We start from the raw sequence: 19,110 nt of genomic DNA, 5'->3' as shown, positions 1-19,110 counted from the left end.
CAACATTTGAAGTTCGCAATAATCCTTTGTTTATAGTCTATCGCGAAAATAATTTGTGGCAAACATATGGTGAAGTGGTATCACTCCTTGCACAAAATCAAGAATATCTTTTCTGAGATAAAACGGGGACTTAGGTGAGTGACAGTTTCTGAACTGACACTAGTATAACCAAGCAACAAGTGTTTTTCTAAAAAGTAAGATATATGGCTATCCTAGCTCGACCCTTAGTAAAAGATGGTATAAGAACTTGCCCATCACCGTAGCAATATATTACTAAGCGTTTAAAGATTCTGGAGTAAGATAAAAAACATATATGAAAATTTTTGTTCCAGGGCGCCTGTGTCTGTTTGGTGAACATAGTGATTGGGCGGGAGGCTATCGCAGTCTCAATTCTGAGTTAGAAGTAGGTTGTACGCTACTGGTGGGTACGAATCAGGGGCTGTATGCTGAAGTAAAACCACATTCAAATCTACTAATTTTAAGCGCCTGCCTTACTGATGGCAGTTGCAAAACCTTAACTCTACCAATGGAAAAACAAGCTTTGCTTGCCGAAGCCGAAAAGGGTGGGTTTTTCAGTTATGCTGCTGGCGTTGCCTACCAATTTCTTGTCAAGTCAGATAGATATGTAGGCGGGCTAGAAATTGATAATTACCGAACAGGTTTACCGATTCAAAAAGGTTTGTCATCGAGTGCGGCTGTTTGTGTTCTGGTAGCGAGGGCATTTAATCTGGTTTATGACTTAAAAATGTCGATCCGAGAGGAGATGGAGTTTGCCTATCTAGGAGAAATTACCACCCCTTCCCGTTGCGGGCGGATGGATCAAGCTTGTGCTTACGGTAATCGTCCTATTGCTATGATCTTTGATGGCGATCGCACTGATATCATCGAACTTGGTGTTCCAACAGATTTGTTTTTTGTGATAGTTGATCTTGGTGCGAGCAAAAATACTCAGGAAATTCTCAGAAAATTGAATGAGTGTTATCCCTTCGCCCGTCACGAAGTACAAGCAAATGTTCAGAAGTATCTCGGTTCTATCAGCTATCAAATTACCCAAGCTGCTGTTTGTGCCTTGCAAGCAGGTGATGCTCAAGAAATTGGCATTTTGATGAAGCAAGCACAAGCAGAATTTGACAAGCATCTGATTCCAGCTTGCCCTCAAGAATTAACTGCACCAATTCTGCATCAACTGCTAAATTATGAACCGATTCAACCTTATATTTTGGGTGGCAAAGGCGTTGGTTCCCAAGGAGATGGCACAGCACAATTTATTGTTACAAACCAAGAAAATCAACAAAAGTTAATTAAAATTATTGAACGAGATTTTCCACAAATGCAATGTTTAGAATTAACGATTTATGCAGAAAAAACAAGTTAGAAAAGCTGTAATTCCGGCTGCGGGTTTTGGCACTCGGTTATTTCCTGCTACAAAAGTTGTTAAAAAAGAATTATTTCCAATCATTGATAAAGATGGCAGGGCAAAACCTGCCATTCAGCTAATCATAGAAGAAGCTATTAGCGCTGGCATTGAAGAAGTTGGAATTGTCATCCAGCCAGAAGATAAAAGAACTTTTATAGACTTATTTAAATTTCCACCCAAAGCAGACCTTTTTGAGAAACTTTCGCCAGAAAACCAGAAATACAGCAAATATTTGGTGGACATGGGTGACAGAATTAAGTTTTTGGTTCAAAAAGAACAGCTAGGCTACGGTCATGCTGTATACTGTGCCAAAGAATGGGTAAATAATGAGCCATTTTTGCTGTTGTTGGGCGACCATATTTACTCATCTGATACAAAAATATCTTGTGCGCGTCAGGTATTAGAAACTTACAAACAAGTTAATCAAAATGTTGTTGGTTTAACGACAATGCCAGCAGATATGCTTTATAAAGCTGGTTGTGTTACGGGAGTTTGGCAACAGAAAAACTCAATTATTTCGCTTACGCAAGTATCCGAAAAACCTACTGTTGAATATGCACGCCAGCATTTACGTGTTGAAGGTATAGCAGAAGATAAGTTTTTATGTATATTTGGGTTATATGTGTTGACGCCGAAAATATTTGATTTATTGGGAGAAAATATTAGTAATAACTTTAGAGAAAGGGGAGAATTTCAGCTCACAACCTGTCTGGATAAATTACGTCAAGCCGAAGGAATAACAGGATATGTTGTGAAAGGAAAGCTTTTTGATATTGGAATGCCGGATGCTTATTTGCAAACTTTAATTGATTTTAAGAATAGGGATAAATAGGTGTCTACGTTCCTCAACCCATGCTACAACAGAGAGCGATCGCACAGGGAATAACGAAATTACAAAATACTGTCTCCCATTTGCTCAAAAAAGAGTGTACCTTTATGAACATCAATTTTCGTTAGCTGGGTTACTTCCAAATAGAGCTAATTCTTGTTAGCTTAGAGAAATGTTAATAAATGCTGAACTTCTGCTGCAATTTCAACGTTGTAAGCGCCGCTCTTATTTAGATATCCACGGCGACTTCAGCCAAACAGATGCTGTTAATGATTTGCTCCTGAAACTGCAACAAGACAAAATCGTCCATCAGAAAAGTGTTTTGGAGCAGTGGAATTCTCGTCGCCCAGATTATAAACTGGGAGATTGGCAAAGGGGACAGACGGCGACTCTGGAGTTGATGCAGCAGGGAGTGGAGTGCATTTATCGAGGTGTGTTGCTAGCTAAATATTCTGAGATCCAGTTGCAGTTAACTGAGACGGTAGAGGAGGAGATGGGGGAAGACGCGGTGACACGGGGAGTGAGAGACGCGGAAAATTGCCCTGTGTCTTCTTCCTACCCTCAATTTGATAAATATACTTTATTAAGTCGTCCAGATTTAATGGTAAAGCTGCCTGGAAAATCCTGTTTTGGAGATTGGATGTACGTTCCGGTGAATATTGAACTGGGAAAACGCCCCAAGCAAGAATATCAAGTTGTGGCGGCATTTCACGCCCAGGTATTAGCGATCGCCCAGCAAGCGGAACCACAAATAGCTTCGTTAGTTTTGCGTGGCAAAGAGGGGCATTATTCTGTGGATCTGATGAGATGGAAACCGCAGATGCATAATATTCTCCAGGAGTTAATGCAAACGTTGGAGGAGGTGACAGCACCAGACTTATTTATGAGTCGGCAGCGCTGCAATCTTTGCCATTGGTACAGCAGTTGTTATGCGATCGCTCAATCTCAGAAACATCTCTCTCTCGTACCAGGAATTACACCCGTTCGCTACACTCAATTACAGGCATTGGGCATTACCACAGTGGAATCTCTTGCCCAAGCAAACCCAACAGCATTAGAAAATCTGCCTGGTTTTGACAGCGAAGTTGCTTGCAAACTTGTATTGCAAGCTCAATCGGTACTACAAAATCGTCCCCTGATTTTACCCTACCTGCCAGTTAGCTTGTATCACTCAACAACTTCGGTGGTGAGGGATGATTTGGAAAGCCACAGCCAAGAACAACAAAAGTTACTACCAACGCCATTAACTCAGAACAATAAATTTACAACCCCGATTGAGCTTTACTTTGATATTGAAGCACAGCCAGATTTAAATTTGGATTACTTGTTGGGGATTTTAGTTGTTGATAGACAAGCAAATACGGAAAATTTTTATTCTTTGCTTGCAGAAAAACCAGAAGACGAAGAATTGATTTGGCAGCAATTTTTGGATTTGATGTGGCAGTATCCGGATGCGCCAATTTATCATTTTTGTGTTTACGAATCTGATGCAGTCAAGCGGCTGGCGAAGCTTTACCGTACCTCCCATGCTTCTGTACAGCCAATACTGAATCGGTTTGTAGATATATACGAAAAATTAACTCAAAGCGTAGCTTTGCCAGTAGAAAGTTATGCCTTAAAAGCGATCGCTCGTTGGTTGGGTTTTGAGTGGCGCGATCCAGAAGCGAGTGGTGCTAAATGTATTTACTGGTACGATCAGTGGCTAAAAACAGGCGATCGTAATTTGTTAGAGATTATCCAGCGTTACAACGAAGATGACTGCCGTGCTACCCGCAACGTCAAAGACTGGTTAACGAAATTTTTCCAAGAAGAACTCAAAACTCAGGAATTAGAATACCCTAGTCAGAATACTCAGAACTCACGTAGTGCAACAAAAAATCAGGCATTAAATCCTCATACGCTTTCTCCCTTTCATCCTTAAAGCAGACTTGAGAGACAAACTCAGTGCGTAAGTCCTAAAATTTTTCAAATCTGCTCTGAATTTTACTCAATAATAGCTAATTGCTGATATAGATTAGCCATGATATTGTGTTGTTGAATTTTAGATTTTTTCGTCATATCATGCCGATGTACTTATTCAAAAAAATCTGGAAATTTCCACACATTATTTATTTTTTTCTACTAATTATACTAATTTTAATTCCTAGCCTCTTCTTAGGCAATATAACCTCAAATGCTGTTGAAATAACAGATATAGATTTTATTGGTTCTGCCACTTTACCTACAGGATTATCATTTCAAAATACTGAATTAGGAGGATTATCTGGTATTACTTATGATGCTAAAAACGACCTTTATTATGCCATTTCTGATGACCGTAGTCATAAATCTGCTGCTCGCATTTACACTCTGAAAATTGATTTGAGCAAAGGTTTACTTAGGGATGGCGATGTGATTCCTGTTGCTGTTTCTCCATTACTCAATAAAGCTGGTACAAACTTTAGTGCTGGTAGTATCGATCCAGAAGGTATTGCTTTAAATAAAAAGGCAAATGTGTTTATTTCTTCTGAAGGTGATGTTAATAGATTAATTGAGCCATTTATAAAAGAGTTTTCTCTAGCTTCAGGAAGAGAAATCTCAACACTACCCATACCTAAAAAATTTTTGCCACATCAAAATGGTAAGCAGGGTATCCGCAACAATTTAGCTTTTGAAAGCCTTACTATCACACCAAATGAAAAATATTTGTTCACAGCCACAGAAAATGCTCTTATTCAAGATGGTTCAGAAGTAAAGCCAAACACTGGTAGCCCTTGTCGGATTGTGCAATATAACTTACTTACCCATCAGCCAGAAAAAGAATTTCTTTACTTAACAGAAACTGTTGCTCCATTTCTGAATTTTTCTCGCAAATTTATGGGTGGGCTTACTGATTTATTAGCCTTAGATAATCAAGGAAAATTCTTGAGTTTAGAACGTCATTTTACTGGATTAGGGTTTTATATTGCGCTCTTTCAATTTGACTTGACAACTGCCTCTGACATTCATCAGATTAACAGTCTTTTAGCTGTAGATACTAAAAAAATCAAACCTGTTCAGAAAAAACTGCTGTTAGATTTGAGAAAAGTTGATGTCTTGTTAGATAACATCGAAGGTTTAACTTTTGGTTCTAAATTACCCAATGGACAACGCTCATTAATCCTTGTAAGCGACAATAATTTTAATGCCCTTCAACGTACCCAAATATTAGCCTTTAGACTCAAGATAGAAGCCCCTTTCCTCAGATTATTGCGTCGTCTTCGTTTAGTGCCAAATTCCCAACACTAATTGATTCTTCTTTGGGGAATATCTGCAATAAGCAATTATTGTACTTGTTGTTGATTGATATAATTTTCACCCAGATAATCATTTAATTACAGAAAATGGGTTGAGGGGTTAATATTTAAGTATTTTAGCTTTTTCCTAACAATATTAATCTAAAATCTAATACCATTAACTGTGCTTAGAGTGGTGCTTGCATCTCTATATAGATTGCTTTCATCATAACAATACACGTATCAATACTTAGTGATGTGATATCTTGTACCCTACCATGTGGGAAGAAGCCGCTAGCTAACGTAAAACCTTACGAAAAAAGCATCTAATGGGCGTCTACGCCACACAATTGAAAGGGCTTCTTGTGTTCTAGTTCTCGTTACCAGGTTGAACCTGGTAACGAGAGTTTTATATGTGCTGATCAATTAATAGCATTTATACTTACTATTTAAAGATAGTAAATACACTGATTCCAGCAAGAAAATTTTTATAAATCTTTGAGTTTCAGTGGTTTTTCTCATACTTATTAACTAATATTTGTGTTAAATAAGGTTTACAAACCTTTATATCTTTTTCAAGATGGCTTTAGTAAAAAGTTATGATTATTTTCTATTTATTTTTAAATGAATCTATTAAACTTTAATATTTATTTATTTTAGTAAAATCAAGTAAAAAATATTTTATTTACTTGACTGAATAATTGGAGAATCGAAAAAACTTTATGTCCCAAAATGATATTAACAATAAGAATTTACAAAAAATAGAGTTAGATGTTTATATTGGAAAATTTCTAAACAATCGCTATTTAATTAAAGATTTAATTGGTAAAGGAGGTATGGGAAAAGTATATCTAGCAGAAGATTCTGCTAAAGGTAATATACCAGTTGCAGTTAAGCTTTTGTCTATGAATTTAGTAAATCAGCAAATGTCTCAAAGATTTGCTAGAGAAATTTTTATTGGTGCTCAATTAGGTCGCAAAAGTACACATATTGTTCGAGTATTAAGCTATGGTGTAACTGAAGATAAAGTTCCTTTTTATGTAATGGAGTATTTGCAAGGAAAAAATCTAAAAAATATTCTTAAAATTGAACCATTGGATTTATCAAATTTTTTAATTGTTTGTCATCAAATTTGTTTAGGTTTACAATGCGCTCATCAAGGTGTAAATCTCAAAGGAGAAATTTATCCAATTGTTCACCGAGACATTAAGCCAGAAAATATTTTTTTAAGTGAAGGTAGTAAAGATCACCAAAAACATAAAATTGTAAAGATTCTAGATTTTGGAATTGCCAAGTTTTTAAGTGAACGTTCTGGAATGACTATAACAGAGTCTTTTATAGGTAGTTTACCTTACTGTTCTCCAGAACATATGGAAGGACGCAAACTATTGGATGTGCGCTCTGATATTTACAGTTTAGGTGTACTGATGTTTGAAATGTTAACAGGCAAACATCCGTTTCAAATCAAAAGTCATTCTTTCGGTGATTGGTATCAAGCTCATCGTTTTGAAACACCACCTGCTTTTGAGGAAGTTGCTCCTCAGTTAAAAATACCGCAAAAATTAAAAAATTTAGTCATTGGTTGTTTAGCTAAAGAAGTAAGAAATCGACCTCAAAATGTCAACCAAATATTAGTAGCTTTAGAATATATTCAGCGTCAACAAGATAGAGATATTGCTGTTAATAGTAATAGTTATCAAAATAAAGAGCTAGTACAATTAGTACCTGTAACTTCATGGTCAGAAAAACTTTGTTTGCAAAAAAAGTGGCCTAAAAATAAACCAATAGCTTCTATTTGTTTTCCACATTTGCTCCACACACAACAAAGCTCTATCCCAACTTTTTGGGCGATGTTACCCCAAAAGGAAATAGCTAGCTTTTTAAATAAAAATAATTGTGTAGAATTTATATTTCAAAAAAATCTTTATCCAGTTTTATTATGGATTACTGTCTTATCTGATGTACAAGTTCAATTGACAAGATGGTTATCTTATTTTTTAGATTTAAAAGATAATCAAGGATACAATCTAGTACATTCTTTAGCAGCACTTGGCTACTATCATCTGCTGTTTTTTACATTAGAAGAACCAAATCATTGCAATAATGTAATTACTTTATCTCTAACTGCCGTTCAGCGTCAGCAATTATTAGATTATTTGGAGATGAGGTACAAACCAGACACTGTAATTTCATTCAATGAAAGTAAAGCTATATTGAAAACGGAATATGAAAATATGAAATCAGAAATTATGCAAAGTTTAGCAGAACAACATAAACAAGGAGAGCTAGTTGGTAAAACATGGTTTGATAAATGGATCGATATTTTTTTAAATTTATTTTTGCGTTATTCCAATCAAGATAGATAATTATAAAATTTAATTTTTAACCTTATAGATATCGTAGAGGTTGAAACAATGAATATTAGTTCGTTTAACCCTACAAACAATCTAGGGTTGCTTGCCAAACGTTATCAATTAAAAAAAATAATTGGTAGAGGAGGTATGGGAGAAGTTTTTCTGGCAGAGGATCTTTTGCTAGGAGGAATATCAGTTGCGATTAAATTCTTGTCTCAGACTTTTTCAGAAGGTAAGATGCAACAAGACTTTGCTCGCGAAGCTCGCATTTGTGCAGCATTAAGTCAACAGAGTTTACATATAGTTAAGGTAACAGATTATGGTGTAAGTGAAAATGGTAAACCTTTCTATGTAATGGAATATTTATGCGGCAAGATTTTAAAAGATTTGATTCCTACACCATTGCCGATATTTATTGCTATTTGCCGCCAGATTTGTTTGGGTTTGCAGTGCGCTCATCAAGGTATTAATATAGACGGTAAAACTTATCCACTTGTACATAGAGATATCAAGCCAGTTAATATATTAGTTGTCCCTGATCCGATATTGGGTCAGTTAGTCAAAATTTTAGATTTTGGAATTGCTAAATTTTTAACTACACAAAACACAATAGGCACTAGTAAGAGCTTTCATGGCACTTTACCCTACTGCTCACCAGAACAATTAGACGGTAATGAATTAGATAGTCGTTCTGATATTTATAGTTTGGGGGTGATGATGTTTGAGATGCTGACAGGGCAGAAACCTTGGCAACCAGAAACTGATTTTTTTGGCGCTTGGTATAAAGCTCATCACTTTCAACCACCACGGACGATCGCCGATATTAATCCCAATCTCAAACTGCCAGAGAAACTGAATGATTTAATTATGGCTTGTTTGGCAAAATCAGCCAGCGATCGCCCTCAAAATTTGGGTGAAGTTCTTAAAATATTGGAAATTCTGGCAGAGAAACTGTCTTCTCCATCTCCACCACAATCACCCGCCAGTACTGCTCAAGTTGGGATACCTGCCTCCCCTACTTTTTCATCCTCCTCAGTTGGGCATTCTGAGTTACTACCGATAAAACAAGCGTGTAAAAAGCTAGTATGGCCTAAAGATAAACCTATTCAGGAAATAGTTTTTCCTCAGCTAGTTGAGACTGAACAAGGTTTGGTGACAGGGCTATTGCTGATGATGTCTGTGCAAAATATCAGCAAGTACAACTCTTCAATGCGTTGCAACCAGTTTATTTTTGTCGCATCTCCTCACCCAATGCTGCTGTGGGTGACTTTACTTTACAGTCGAGAATTTGGCTCTAAGTGGCTACCTTGTTACTTAGATATGACAAATCCTCACAATCATAAGCTAGTGAGTTCTTTGGCTGAAAATGAACGCTATCCTTTGATTTTCTTTACTCTAGAAGTACCAAATTTCTGCACTAATGTTTTGAGCAGTTATATAGCTTTAGATCAGCGGCAAATGCTCAAAAGATGGGTAGAACAGAGTCAACGTCTACCAGCTTCGTCTTATCTACAGTTGAGCAAAAATTTGTTGAAGCAACAATATCTACAATTACAGTCTCGGATGCTACAGTATGTTGCAGCGTCAGGCTCTGTTCCTCAAATTATGTATTAGATTGAAAAACTGCCGATAATCATTCCAGCCAAGACGATAAAACCAATCCAAACATTTTGCCGAAAAATTTCACCGTAAATAGAGTTAGGCAAGTCTTCTTTAGTTAAGCGAATAAACTGCCAAATCCAGCCAGTAGTTGCAATGACAATACTAATCCAGAAGGCTAGATGAAGGTGTATGGTGATTCCTAGCCAGGCGAGAAAAAAGACGGTACCACCAAAGAAAATGCCAATTGCCATAGGAGCATAATTACCAAAAAATAAAGCACTGGAATTTACACCAATGCGCCTGTCGTCATCGCGATCGCTCATAGCATAGACGGTATCAAATCCTAGCGTCCACAGTACTGTCGCACTCCAAAGTAGCCAAGCCGATAAGGAAAGGTTCTGCGTCACTGCACTCCAGCTAATTAACACGGCAAAACCCCAGGCAATTGAAAGCACCAACTGCGGTACAGGAAATACGCGTTTAGCACCTGGATAAAGCAAAATCACTGGAACTGCTGCCACAGACAACCAAAATGAGAGTGGGTTAAGATAGAAAGCAAGAACCGCTGCACATCCGAGCGCTATCAACGCAACAACGATACCAACTTTCACCGAAAGCGCACGGGAGGCAAGGGGGCGATCGCGTGTTCTTTCCACTTCTGGATCTATATCTCTATCCCATAAGTCATTGACTACACAGCCAGCAGCACTTGTGGCGAGGGTTCCCAGAATAATCACCCCAACTAATGGTAAAGGTGGTTTCCCAGCACCTGCCAAAAACACAGCCCAAAGGGCAGGAATCATTAATATTAATCGCCCTTCTGGCTTATGCCACCGTAAAAGCCGGATGATCATAAGCCATGTTGGTTCCTGTTTGGATTCTGGTGTAGTTAGCATAGGAATCTCAAAAGTTAGACTAGGACTAGGAACAGGGAAGGAAACTGAATAACTGGTAACTGATAACTGACCCAGTTCACACATCTTCACATAATCTAGAATAATTTTATTTGATATTTGTTATTTGATATTTATAAAAGCAAAATCTAAAGTGGCAACTTGGAATCAATCTAAATAGTTCTTTGAGTTGCAAGCAGCAGGGTGAATTCTATCACTCAGGTAGAGTTATCCGGCTTTCTATCTGAGACAAATTTGTTTCACAACACTCGTGCCGTTTAATCGGCGTTGTCGGCTCCTACCATCCTAAATAGAGAGAATAAAATAGATGGTGAATTTAGTTTCTGCTAACTGGGGGAGTACACCAACTCAAACTGGTAAGCAACAGCGAATCATCGCTGCTATCGACTTGGGAACGAATTCTCTGCACATGGTAATTGTGCAGATTGAACCAACACTGCCAGCGTTCAGTATTATCGGCAGAGAAAAAGAAACTGTGAGACTGGGCGATCGCGATCTTGTCACTGGATGTTTAAAACCAGAAGTGATTGAAAGAGCGATCGCTTGCTTGCGGCGTTTCCAAGAAGTAGCTAAAACTCTCAACGCCGAGACAATCGTTGCTGTCGCAACTAGCGCTGTGCGGGAAGCCCCCAATGGTAAAGAGTTTTTACACCAGGTAGAAGTCGAGTTGGGTTTGAGCGTTGACTTGATTTCGGGGCAAGAAGAAGCACGGCGGATTTACTTGGGTGTGCTGTCGGGGATGGAATTTAACAACCAGCCCCATGTAATTATCGATATTGGCGGTGGTTCCACAGAAATAATTTTGGGCGACAGTTATGAGGAGCGAACCCTTACTAGTACCAAAATTGGTGCGGTTCGACTCACGAATGAATTGATCTCGACAGATCCCGTTAGCAACGTCGAATTTCAATACCTGCAAGCCTATGCACGCGGCATGCTGGAACGTTCTGTAGAAGAGGTATTGGCGAACTTACACTTTGGTGAATATCCTCGCTTGGTAGGAACTTCCGGTACTATCGAAACAATGGCTGCAATCAATGCTAGAGAGAAATTAGGTTTTGTGCCTAATACTCTCAACGGCTATCAGCTTAGTCTCAAAGATTTGCGAGACTCGGTAAATCGCTTGCGGAAAATGACTAACTCCGAACGGGCGACAATACCCGGTATGCCAGAAAAGCGGTCAGAAGTTATACTGGCAGGCGCAGTAATATTACAGGAAGCAATGAGTCTGTTGGGAGTAGAATCATTAACAGTGTGTGAGCGTTCACTTCGGGAAGGAGTGATTGTAGATTGGATGCTCACCCATAGCTTAATAGAAGATCGTTTGCGTTATCAAAGCTCAGTACGCCAACGCAGTGTTCTCAAAAGTGCCAAAAAATATCATGTCAATTTAGAACATAGCGATCGCGTCGCAGTATTTGCTCTCAGTATATTTGACCAAACTCAAGGTATCCTGCACAATTGGGGAGCGGAGGAAAGGCAACTGCTTTGGGCTGCTGCCATATTACATAACTGTGGTCACTATGTCAGTCATGATTCTCACCACAAACACTCTTACTATCTGATTCGTAATGGTGAATTACTTGGCTATACTGAAACCGAAATCGAAATTATTGCCAACTTAGCGCGTTATCATCGCAAATCACCGCCAAAGAAAAAGCACGAAAATTTCCGCAATCTCCTGCACAAAGAACACCGACAACTTGTCAGTCAATTGAGTGCCATTTTAAGATTGGCAGTTGCTTTAGATAGGCGACAAATTGGAGCAATCACGCAATTGAAATGTGAATTTTATCCAGATTCACGACTATTTAGAATACGAGTTTTTCCATCTCGTCCTGATGATGACTGCGGCTTAGAACTCTGGAGTTTAGATTACAAAAAAGGAGTCTTTGAGGCAGAGTTTAATGTGGAATTAGTGACGAGTTTGGAATCGTCTGCTGTTGTAGTTAGTTAGTCGATTGGTGAATAAAATAGGGTGCGTTAACGCAGTGTAACGCACCTTAAGTTTTTTCTATGAAGGTTCAATGCTTTAAATCGCATTCGCGCCTACTTAGACAGTAATTATCCAACAGTTGCTGCTCAATTACCTCTTGGCTTGCCCCTAGAGAAGATTGAAGAAATTAAAAATTAAAAATAAACCATCGAGGCGCAAGGAACGCAGAGAGAGGAAAAAGAGAATGTTACCTGTATGAATGCAACTTGGCATGACTCATCCACTTAGCGGTGTTACCTTTCCCAAACGATGATCGCCGATCCATAGTCGGCAAACACCACTGTTACCAGCAATGACAGGAGAACGCCATAGTAGCTTCAGAATGTATTTGAGGATCGCAACTGAGTATTCTTTCCTTCACAAAACGAAATATTTCGGTAAAATTAGGTAAAGCATTTTTGCAGTTGTGAAAAAAAGGCGTCAGCAATTCCATGCAGCTGAAACTCAGTGCATCTCGGCTTCCCCTCGCTCCCCTACTCCTAATCGCACCCTTTTTCCTGTGGGGTACGGCTATGGTGGCGATGAAAGGAGTTATTTCCCACACCACACCACTATTCATGGCGGGAGTGCGTATCTTACCAGCCGGGATACTGATTTTGATTGCAGCGGCAATTATGGGCAAACCCCAGCCTAGAGGCTGGGCAGCTTGGCTGTGGATTGTTTTATTTGCCTTGGTAGATGGAACTTTATTTCAAGGTTTTTTGGCAGAGGGATTGGTTAGAACTGGTGCTGGCTTAGGCTCAGTCATGATTGATTCTCAGCCATTGGCTGTGGCATTAATGTCTTGTTGGTTATTTCAAGAAAGAATTGGCTTGTGGGGATGGCTGGGGCTTTTACTTGGAGTCACAGGTATTAGTTTGATTGGCTTACCTGATGAGTGGATTCTGGGGATTTTTTCTCAGCACACTCTTTCGCCTTTCGACTTTCTAGGGCGCTCCCAAGGTGCTGCCTCTACAATCCCAATCCTTGACTCCTTGTTTCAAAGCGGTGAATGGTTAATGCTGTTGGCGGCGCTTAGTATGGCTGTAGGAACAATTTTAATCAGATTTGTTAGCCGCTATGCCGATCCTATAACCGCCACAGGTTGGCATATGATTTTGGGTGGTTTGCCTTTGTGGGCGATTTCATCAGTTGCAGAATCTCAACAATTACCTAATTTAGTAGCATCTGATTGGTTTGCTTTAGCTTACGCCACAGTGTTTGGCAGTGCGATCGCCTACGGATTATTTTTCTATTTTGCCTCTAGAGGCAATCTGACAAGTCTCAGTTCTCTCACTTTCCTTACTCCTGTATTTGCCCTGCTATTTGGCAATTTGTTGCTCAAGGAAATCCTTAGCCCTCTACAGTGGGGAGGAGTTGGTTTGACTTTAATCAGTATCTATTTGATCAACCAGCGCGATTCCTTAGCAGGGGTAAGTAAGAATGAAAAAGTACCAGAACAGATAACTACTAAACAACAGCCTGTTTTAGAAACTTCAGGGAAAAAACTGAATTCTCTAACCGTACCTGTAAGAGAATCTGAATCAGAAATTTTACCCTCAAAGAATTTGTGATGATACTAATTGTGAAATGTAGGGGCTGTATAGGATCGAGTTATATCTAACTTTCCCAAATAGGGTAGCTGCCCAGGCACGGAATAAGCACATTATTTCTCCCTCAGCTCCTGAAGCTCCCCTGCCTGCCAAAATTATTCCTCCAACCCTTTTTCCTATTCCCTGTTCCCTTGTTGTTCAAAGACATCGCTTGTCATTCTTTGGGATAAAACTTAACATTTAGCCAGATAGAAGTTATTTTGCGGTATTTTACTGGCAATCCACTTCTGGCTGAAATTTGCTACATGAGAGTATGTTCTCAATTTTGATCGTCATCGGCTTTACTGGCTTAAGTTTGGACTACATTCCAGTCAATGCAGCTATACCAAAACCAGTCCATGAATTCCTAAAACTTACCCAAGTCAGTTTGCAAGACACTAGCAACCTGGCAATTCTCAAACTTGGCAGTACAGGGAATCAAGTCAAGACACTACAAGCCCAACTACTAGAGTTAGGCTACTACGATGGTGTGATCGATGGACAGTATGGTACAGCCACACGTGATGCTGTAATTAAATTTCAGCAAAACCGAAATTTAGCAGCAAATGGAATTGCTAGTACCCAAACTACGAAACTGCTCGAAGCAGAAGTAGAAAAAAAATCTATTGTCGCCAATGTGACTCCGCAGCCTGCCCAACACAAGCGGGTATCTGGAAGACACAGTCTGATGTGGTGGTTGCTTGTGGCGATCGCCCTTTTCGGAAGTACTGGTGCATTGCTATATCTTGTAAAATGGCTTAGTAAAGGCAAAAAAAATACACCGACAGATACTTTAGAAGATACTTCAGAGTTAGAAACTTTTACTCAAGCCGAAACTAACCCAGTTACGCAACCTTCACAAAAGTTAGAAATCACAGCCAACCAAGACTCTCCTAGCTCTAATGGCATTACTCCCCCAGCAACTGATACACCGCAACCTAAAAAATTACTACCACCAATAGCTACTCCCCATCTTGCCAAAGTCAATATTGTTGAGGAATTGATCAAAGACTTAAATAGTTCCGATCCGATTCACCGAGCTAAAGCGATATGGGATTTGGGGCAACAAGGAGATTCACGAGCAATTCAGCCATTAGTAGATCTGATGATTGATGCAGATTCGCAACAACGTAGTTTAATTTTGGCTGCTTTGGCAGAAATTGGCACCCGCACGCTCAAACCGATGAACCGCGCTTTGGCAATGTCACTGCAAGATGAAAGCCCCCAAGTACGGCAAAATGCGATTCGCGATCTGACTCGCGTGTACGACATGATAGCTCAAATCAGCCAGATGTTATGTCATGCGGTGCAAGATTCCGATGTTGAAGTTCAAGCAACAGCACGATATGCTCTTGCACAAATGCATCGTATTCGTAGTTTGTCATCTCCGGAAAATCTACCAGGAACTTCATCAACAGAATTTCAAGATTGACAATCTTTAGGATTTAAAATTAACTCAAAAACAACTCTTTAACTCCTGTACTGCCAATTTCCACTGCCAATGCCGCCAATAGAAAACCTAAAAGTTGAGTAATAATTACTTCACCTTCTGCACCGATCCAATTATCAATAAAATTTGCTTGTCGCAAAATTAACCAACTAACGAACATCGCTACGATAATCCCCACTACTACACTAATATGCGGACTAGGAGATTCTGACATTAATAACATTACAGATGTAAGTGTGCCAGGCCCAGCTAATAATGGCAACGCTAAAGGAGTAATTGCTACATCACGCTCTTTGTCAATCACTGGAGTATCTAATTGTCCTTGTAGCATTTGTAAAGCAATTAATAATAGCAGTAATCCTCCAGCTACTCGTAAAGATCCCATACTGACATCCAAGTAAATCAAAATGAATTTACCAGCACAGGCAAATAGTAAAAGCACTGCTATTGCCACTAAAATGGCTTTATCTATTACTTTGTTTCTTTGTTCTGCTTCCATACCTTTGGTCAAAACCAAAAGTATTGGTATATTACCAATCGCATCCGCAAGTACAAAGACAGCAACAAAAGTTTTAATGAGAACAGACGTATCCACAGCAGATCGGATCTATCAGGGTTTTCTAACAACTTAACCTGAATCCTGTCCTATTTCCTAGCTGCCATAGGAGGATGTAGAGGAGAGGGGGAGACAAAGGACATGGAAACAAGGAGACACGGGGAGGGGGAGCAGGGGAGCTTCAGAAGCAGCGGGCAAGGGGGAGCGGGAGACAAGGGGAGTAATAAACCACTTACTGTATGGGCGGGTTTTAACGACAATCTTTCTAGGATGACGAAATATCTAAATAAACCCACCCCTACTAACTACTAACCACTAACTAATCACTATTTGATAATCTATTTTGCATAACATTTGCTAACTCTATGAAATCTTATTTAGCTGCCGCTATTCAAATGACCAGTGTGCCTGATTTGGAGAAAAACTTGGCACAAGCCGAGGAATTAATTGATTTAGCCGTGCGTCAGGGTGCAGAACTGGTTGGTTTGCCAGAAAATTTCCCCTTTATGGGAGAAGAAAAGGACAAACTTGCCCAAGCGGATGCGATCGCTCAAAAAACAGAAGATTTCTTGACAACAATGGCGCAGCGTTATCAAATTACCATCTTGGGCGGTGGTTTTCCAGTTCCTGTGGAGGGTGCAGGCAAGGTTTATAACACTGCTTTACTTATCGCTCCCAATGGTCAACAGTTGCTGCGCTACCATAAAGTACACTTATTTGATGTTAATGTTCCTGATGGCAACACCTATCGAGAATCCACTACTGTGATGGCTGGCACAGTTCTGCCCTCTATTTATCCTAGCGAAACATTGGGTAACATTGGAATTTCAGTTTGTTATGATGTCCGCTTCCCAGAAGTTTACCGCCATATGTCATCTAAGGGAGCAGATATTCTTTTTGTTCCAGCCGCCTTCACTGCGTTTACGGGTAAAGATCACTGGCAAGTATTGTTGCAAGCCCGTGCCATTGAAAACACCTGCTATGTAATTGCACCAGCCCAAACAGGATTAAACTACGATCGCCGTCAAACCCACGGACACGCCATGATTATCGATCCTTGGGGAGTCATTTTAGCCGATGCTGGTGAGAAACCGGGAGTTGCGATCGCCGAAATTAATCCCTCGCGCATCGAACAAGTCAGACGTCAAATGCCGTCTCTGCAACACCGAGTCTTTCATTAATAAGGAAACAGGGTTGGGGGAACAGATCATAAGTACTTAAGAGACGCGGTGATCGCGTCTCTTTGATTTAGCTTTCAATTGTAAAAAAATTAGAACTCGAACTAATTTGTTCGCTTTTTATATTCAAAATACAAAATATAAAACAAACTTAATTTTATCTGTTCCTCTATAAAGTTCTAAAACCCCAACCGAAGTGCTTGTTGCAAAAAGAGGGTTGGGTTAACCCCTCACAAACCCCTGTTCCCCGTTCCCTTTTATCGCAGTAGGTATAAAAAATTGAACAAGCGGATTTGGAAATTTTGCTTAATGGTGATCGCATCGCTATTGCTGTGTTGGGCATGCAGTACAAATAAGCCGGCACAGCAAGCAACTACTAACTCTCCTGGTGTAGTCGGTTCATCGGCTGCATCTAGTGCCAATACAGTTCAAGTAACCGTCAAGGAAATGGCATTCCAGCTATCAAAATCAACAGTTCCAGGTGGAGATGTAGAATTTGTGGTTACGAACGAAGGTAGATTGGCACACGAAATGGAAGTGATCAAGACTGACTTACCAATCGATAAATTGCCACTGACAAATGGCGATCGCTTAGATACAGACAAAGCTGGTAAAAAAATTGGTGAAATCGAAGCGGATGAACTTAAAAGTGATACAACCAAAACACTCAAAGTGAACTTAATTCCTGGCAAATATTTGATAGTTTGTAATCTACCAGGACACTTTCAAGCTGGGATGAGAACCATACTTACAGTGACATGAAGTACCAAACGTATTGACATAAAACAAACAACCGAGGAGCATAAACGCTTCCCGGCTGAATCAACTAGTGATGGAAATTTTTAGAAAAATAGGGACATAGCTAGATGAATATCCCTATTTATTTTCTGAAGTTACAGAGCAACAGTTTTCTTAATAGTGGCGTTGAGTTCACCTTTAGCATACTTAGCAGCAAATTCTTCCAAAGAAACTTGCTTAATTTTGCTAGCATTACCAGCAGTACCAAATTGCTGGTAGCGGTCAGCACAAACCTTCTGCATATATTTAATGGAAGGTTTGAGGAAATGACGAGGGTCAAACTCTTTAGAGTTGGCTGCCAGAGCCTCTCTTACAGCAGCGGTAATTGCCAAACGGTTGTCAGTATCAATATTTACCTTGCGTACACCGCTCTTGATACCTTTTTGGATTTCTTCCACAGGTACACCGTAGGTTTCGGGAATGGTACCACCGTACTGGTTAATTAGAGCAATCAAATCTTCGGGTACGGAGGAGGAACCGTGCATTACCAAGTGGGTGTTAGGCAAACGACGGTGAATTTCTTCAATGCGGCTGATTGCCAGAATTTCCCCAGTTGGCTTACGGGTAAATTTGTAAGCACCGTGGCTAGTACCAATAGCAACAGCCAAAGCATCTACTTGAGTTTGTTCTACAAAGTCTACCGCTTGGTCTGGATCGGTTAGCAACTGATCATGAGAAAGCTTACCTTCAAAACCGTGACCGTCTTCTTTGTCACCCATACCAGTCTCAAGAGAACCCAAGCAACCGAGTTCACCTTCGACGCTGACGCCCAATGCGTGAGCCACTTTTACCACTTCGCGGGTAACATTGACGTTGTACTCGTAGCTAGCGGGAGTTTTTGCATCAGCTTCCAGCGAACCATCCATCATTACGCTGGTAAAGCCGTTTTTGATTGCTGAGTAGCAGGTAGCAGGTTCATTACCATGATCTTGGTGCATGGCAATGGGAAGATGAGGATAGGTTTCCACCGCTGCCAAAATCAGGTGACGCAGGAAGTTTTCGCCAGCGTACTTGCGAGCGCCACGAGAAGCTTGCAAAATTACGGGGCTATCTGTTTCATGGGCAGCTAGCATAATTGACTGAATCTGCTCCATGTTGTTGACGTTGAAAGCGGGAATGCCGTAATCGTTTTCTGCCGCGTGATCTAACAGCAGCCGCATTGGCACGAGCGCCATAGATAGTCCTCCTATT

General features: G+C 40.0%; 14 protein-coding genes. 11 read left to right on the top strand and 3 right to left on the bottom strand.

Annotated features, from left to right (window positions below):
- Positions 1-313 precede the first annotated feature (313 nt).
- The 6 genes from U2718_RS00610 (at position 314) to U2718_RS00585 (ending at position 9,468) form a co-directional block, all read left to right on the top strand.
- Complete coding sequence (locus tag U2718_RS00610) at positions 314-1,375, top strand: GHMP kinase (protein ID WP_341999279.1); 1,062 nt, start codon at positions 314-316, stop codon at positions 1,373-1,375.
- Positions 1,356-2,249 carry a UTP--glucose-1-phosphate uridylyltransferase gene (locus U2718_RS00605; protein ID WP_341999277.1) on the top strand — a complete coding sequence of 298 codons (894 nt, stop codon included), beginning with the start codon at positions 1,356-1,358 and terminating at the stop codon, positions 2,247-2,249. The genes U2718_RS00610 and U2718_RS00605 overlap by 20 nt, the downstream gene beginning before the upstream one ends.
- A 169-nt stretch (positions 2,250-2,418) precedes the next feature.
- Positions 2,419-4,167, top strand: a complete 1,749-nt coding sequence (locus U2718_RS00600) for a TM0106 family RecB-like putative nuclease (RefSeq protein WP_341999275.1) — start codon at positions 2,419-2,421, stop codon at positions 4,165-4,167.
- Between the two features lie 146 nt (positions 4,168-4,313).
- On the top strand, positions 4,314-5,513 hold the full coding sequence (locus U2718_RS00595) for an esterase-like activity of phytase family protein (RefSeq protein WP_341999825.1): 1,200 nt from the start codon (positions 4,314-4,316) through the stop codon (positions 5,511-5,513).
- 709 nt (positions 5,514-6,222) lie between these two features.
- Positions 6,223-7,866, top strand: coding sequence for a serine/threonine-protein kinase (locus U2718_RS00590; protein WP_341999273.1), 1,644 nt, complete (start codon positions 6,223-6,225; stop codon positions 7,864-7,866).
- 48 nt (positions 7,867-7,914) lie between these two features.
- The gene (locus U2718_RS00585; RefSeq protein WP_341999271.1) at positions 7,915-9,468 is read left to right on the top strand and encodes a serine/threonine-protein kinase; all 1,554 of its coding nucleotides are present in this window, start codon (positions 7,915-7,917) and stop codon (positions 9,466-9,468) included.
- On the opposite strand, the gene U2718_RS00580 is transcribed toward U2718_RS00585, so the two are convergent.
- Positions 9,465-10,352: a 4-hydroxybenzoate solanesyltransferase gene (locus tag U2718_RS00580; RefSeq protein WP_341999269.1), complete on the bottom strand. Its 888-nt coding sequence runs from the start codon at positions 10,350-10,352 to the stop codon at positions 9,465-9,467. The genes U2718_RS00585 and U2718_RS00580 overlap by 4 nt on opposite strands.
- Before the next feature lie 325 nt (positions 10,353-10,677).
- Here U2718_RS00580 and U2718_RS00575 point away from each other — a divergent pair, with 325 nt between their 5' ends.
- The 3 genes from U2718_RS00575 (at position 10,678) to U2718_RS00565 (ending at position 15,369) form a co-directional block, all read left to right on the top strand.
- Complete coding sequence (locus U2718_RS00575; protein ID WP_341999267.1) at positions 10,678-12,327, top strand: Ppx/GppA phosphatase family protein; 1,650 nt, start codon at positions 10,678-10,680, stop codon at positions 12,325-12,327.
- Positions 12,328-12,797: 470 nt separating this feature from the next.
- On the top strand, positions 12,798-13,919 hold the full coding sequence (locus tag U2718_RS00570; RefSeq protein WP_341999265.1) for a DMT family transporter: 1,122 nt from the start codon (positions 12,798-12,800) through the stop codon (positions 13,917-13,919).
- 292 nt (positions 13,920-14,211) lie between these two features.
- Positions 14,212-15,369, top strand: a complete 1,158-nt coding sequence (locus U2718_RS00565) for a peptidoglycan-binding protein (RefSeq protein WP_341999262.1) — start codon at positions 14,212-14,214, stop codon at positions 15,367-15,369.
- Positions 15,370-15,388: 19 nt separating this feature from the next.
- Here the strand turns inward: U2718_RS00565 and U2718_RS00560 are convergent, their stop codons facing one another.
- Positions 15,389-15,982, bottom strand: coding sequence for a MarC family protein (locus U2718_RS00560; RefSeq protein WP_289787821.1), 594 nt, complete (start codon positions 15,980-15,982; stop codon positions 15,389-15,391).
- Positions 15,983-16,308: 326 nt separating this feature from the next.
- On the opposite strand from U2718_RS00560, the gene U2718_RS00555 reads away from it, so the two are divergent.
- The gene (locus U2718_RS00555; protein WP_341999260.1) at positions 16,309-17,124 is read left to right on the top strand and encodes a carbon-nitrogen hydrolase family protein; all 816 of its coding nucleotides are present in this window, start codon (positions 16,309-16,311) and stop codon (positions 17,122-17,124) included.
- Between the two features lie 276 nt (positions 17,125-17,400).
- The gene (locus tag U2718_RS00550) at positions 17,401-17,883 is read left to right on the top strand and encodes a cupredoxin domain-containing protein (protein ID WP_341999258.1); all 483 of its coding nucleotides are present in this window, start codon (positions 17,401-17,403) and stop codon (positions 17,881-17,883) included.
- A gap of 131 nt (positions 17,884-18,014) precedes the next feature.
- Here U2718_RS00550 and fba read toward each other — a convergent pair whose 3' ends face one another.
- Positions 18,015-19,094, bottom strand: a complete 1,080-nt coding sequence (fba, locus tag U2718_RS00545; RefSeq protein ID WP_341999256.1) for a class II fructose-bisphosphate aldolase — start codon at positions 19,092-19,094, stop codon at positions 18,015-18,017.
- Positions 19,095-19,110: the final 16 nt, after the last annotated feature.

This window comes from Chlorogloeopsis sp. ULAP02 (genome assembly GCF_038404745.2).
In the GTDB taxonomy this organism is placed as follows: Bacteria; Cyanobacteriota; Cyanobacteriia; order Cyanobacteriales; family Nostocaceae; genus Chlorogloeopsis.
This window is presented reverse-complemented; position numbering and strand designations above follow the sequence as displayed.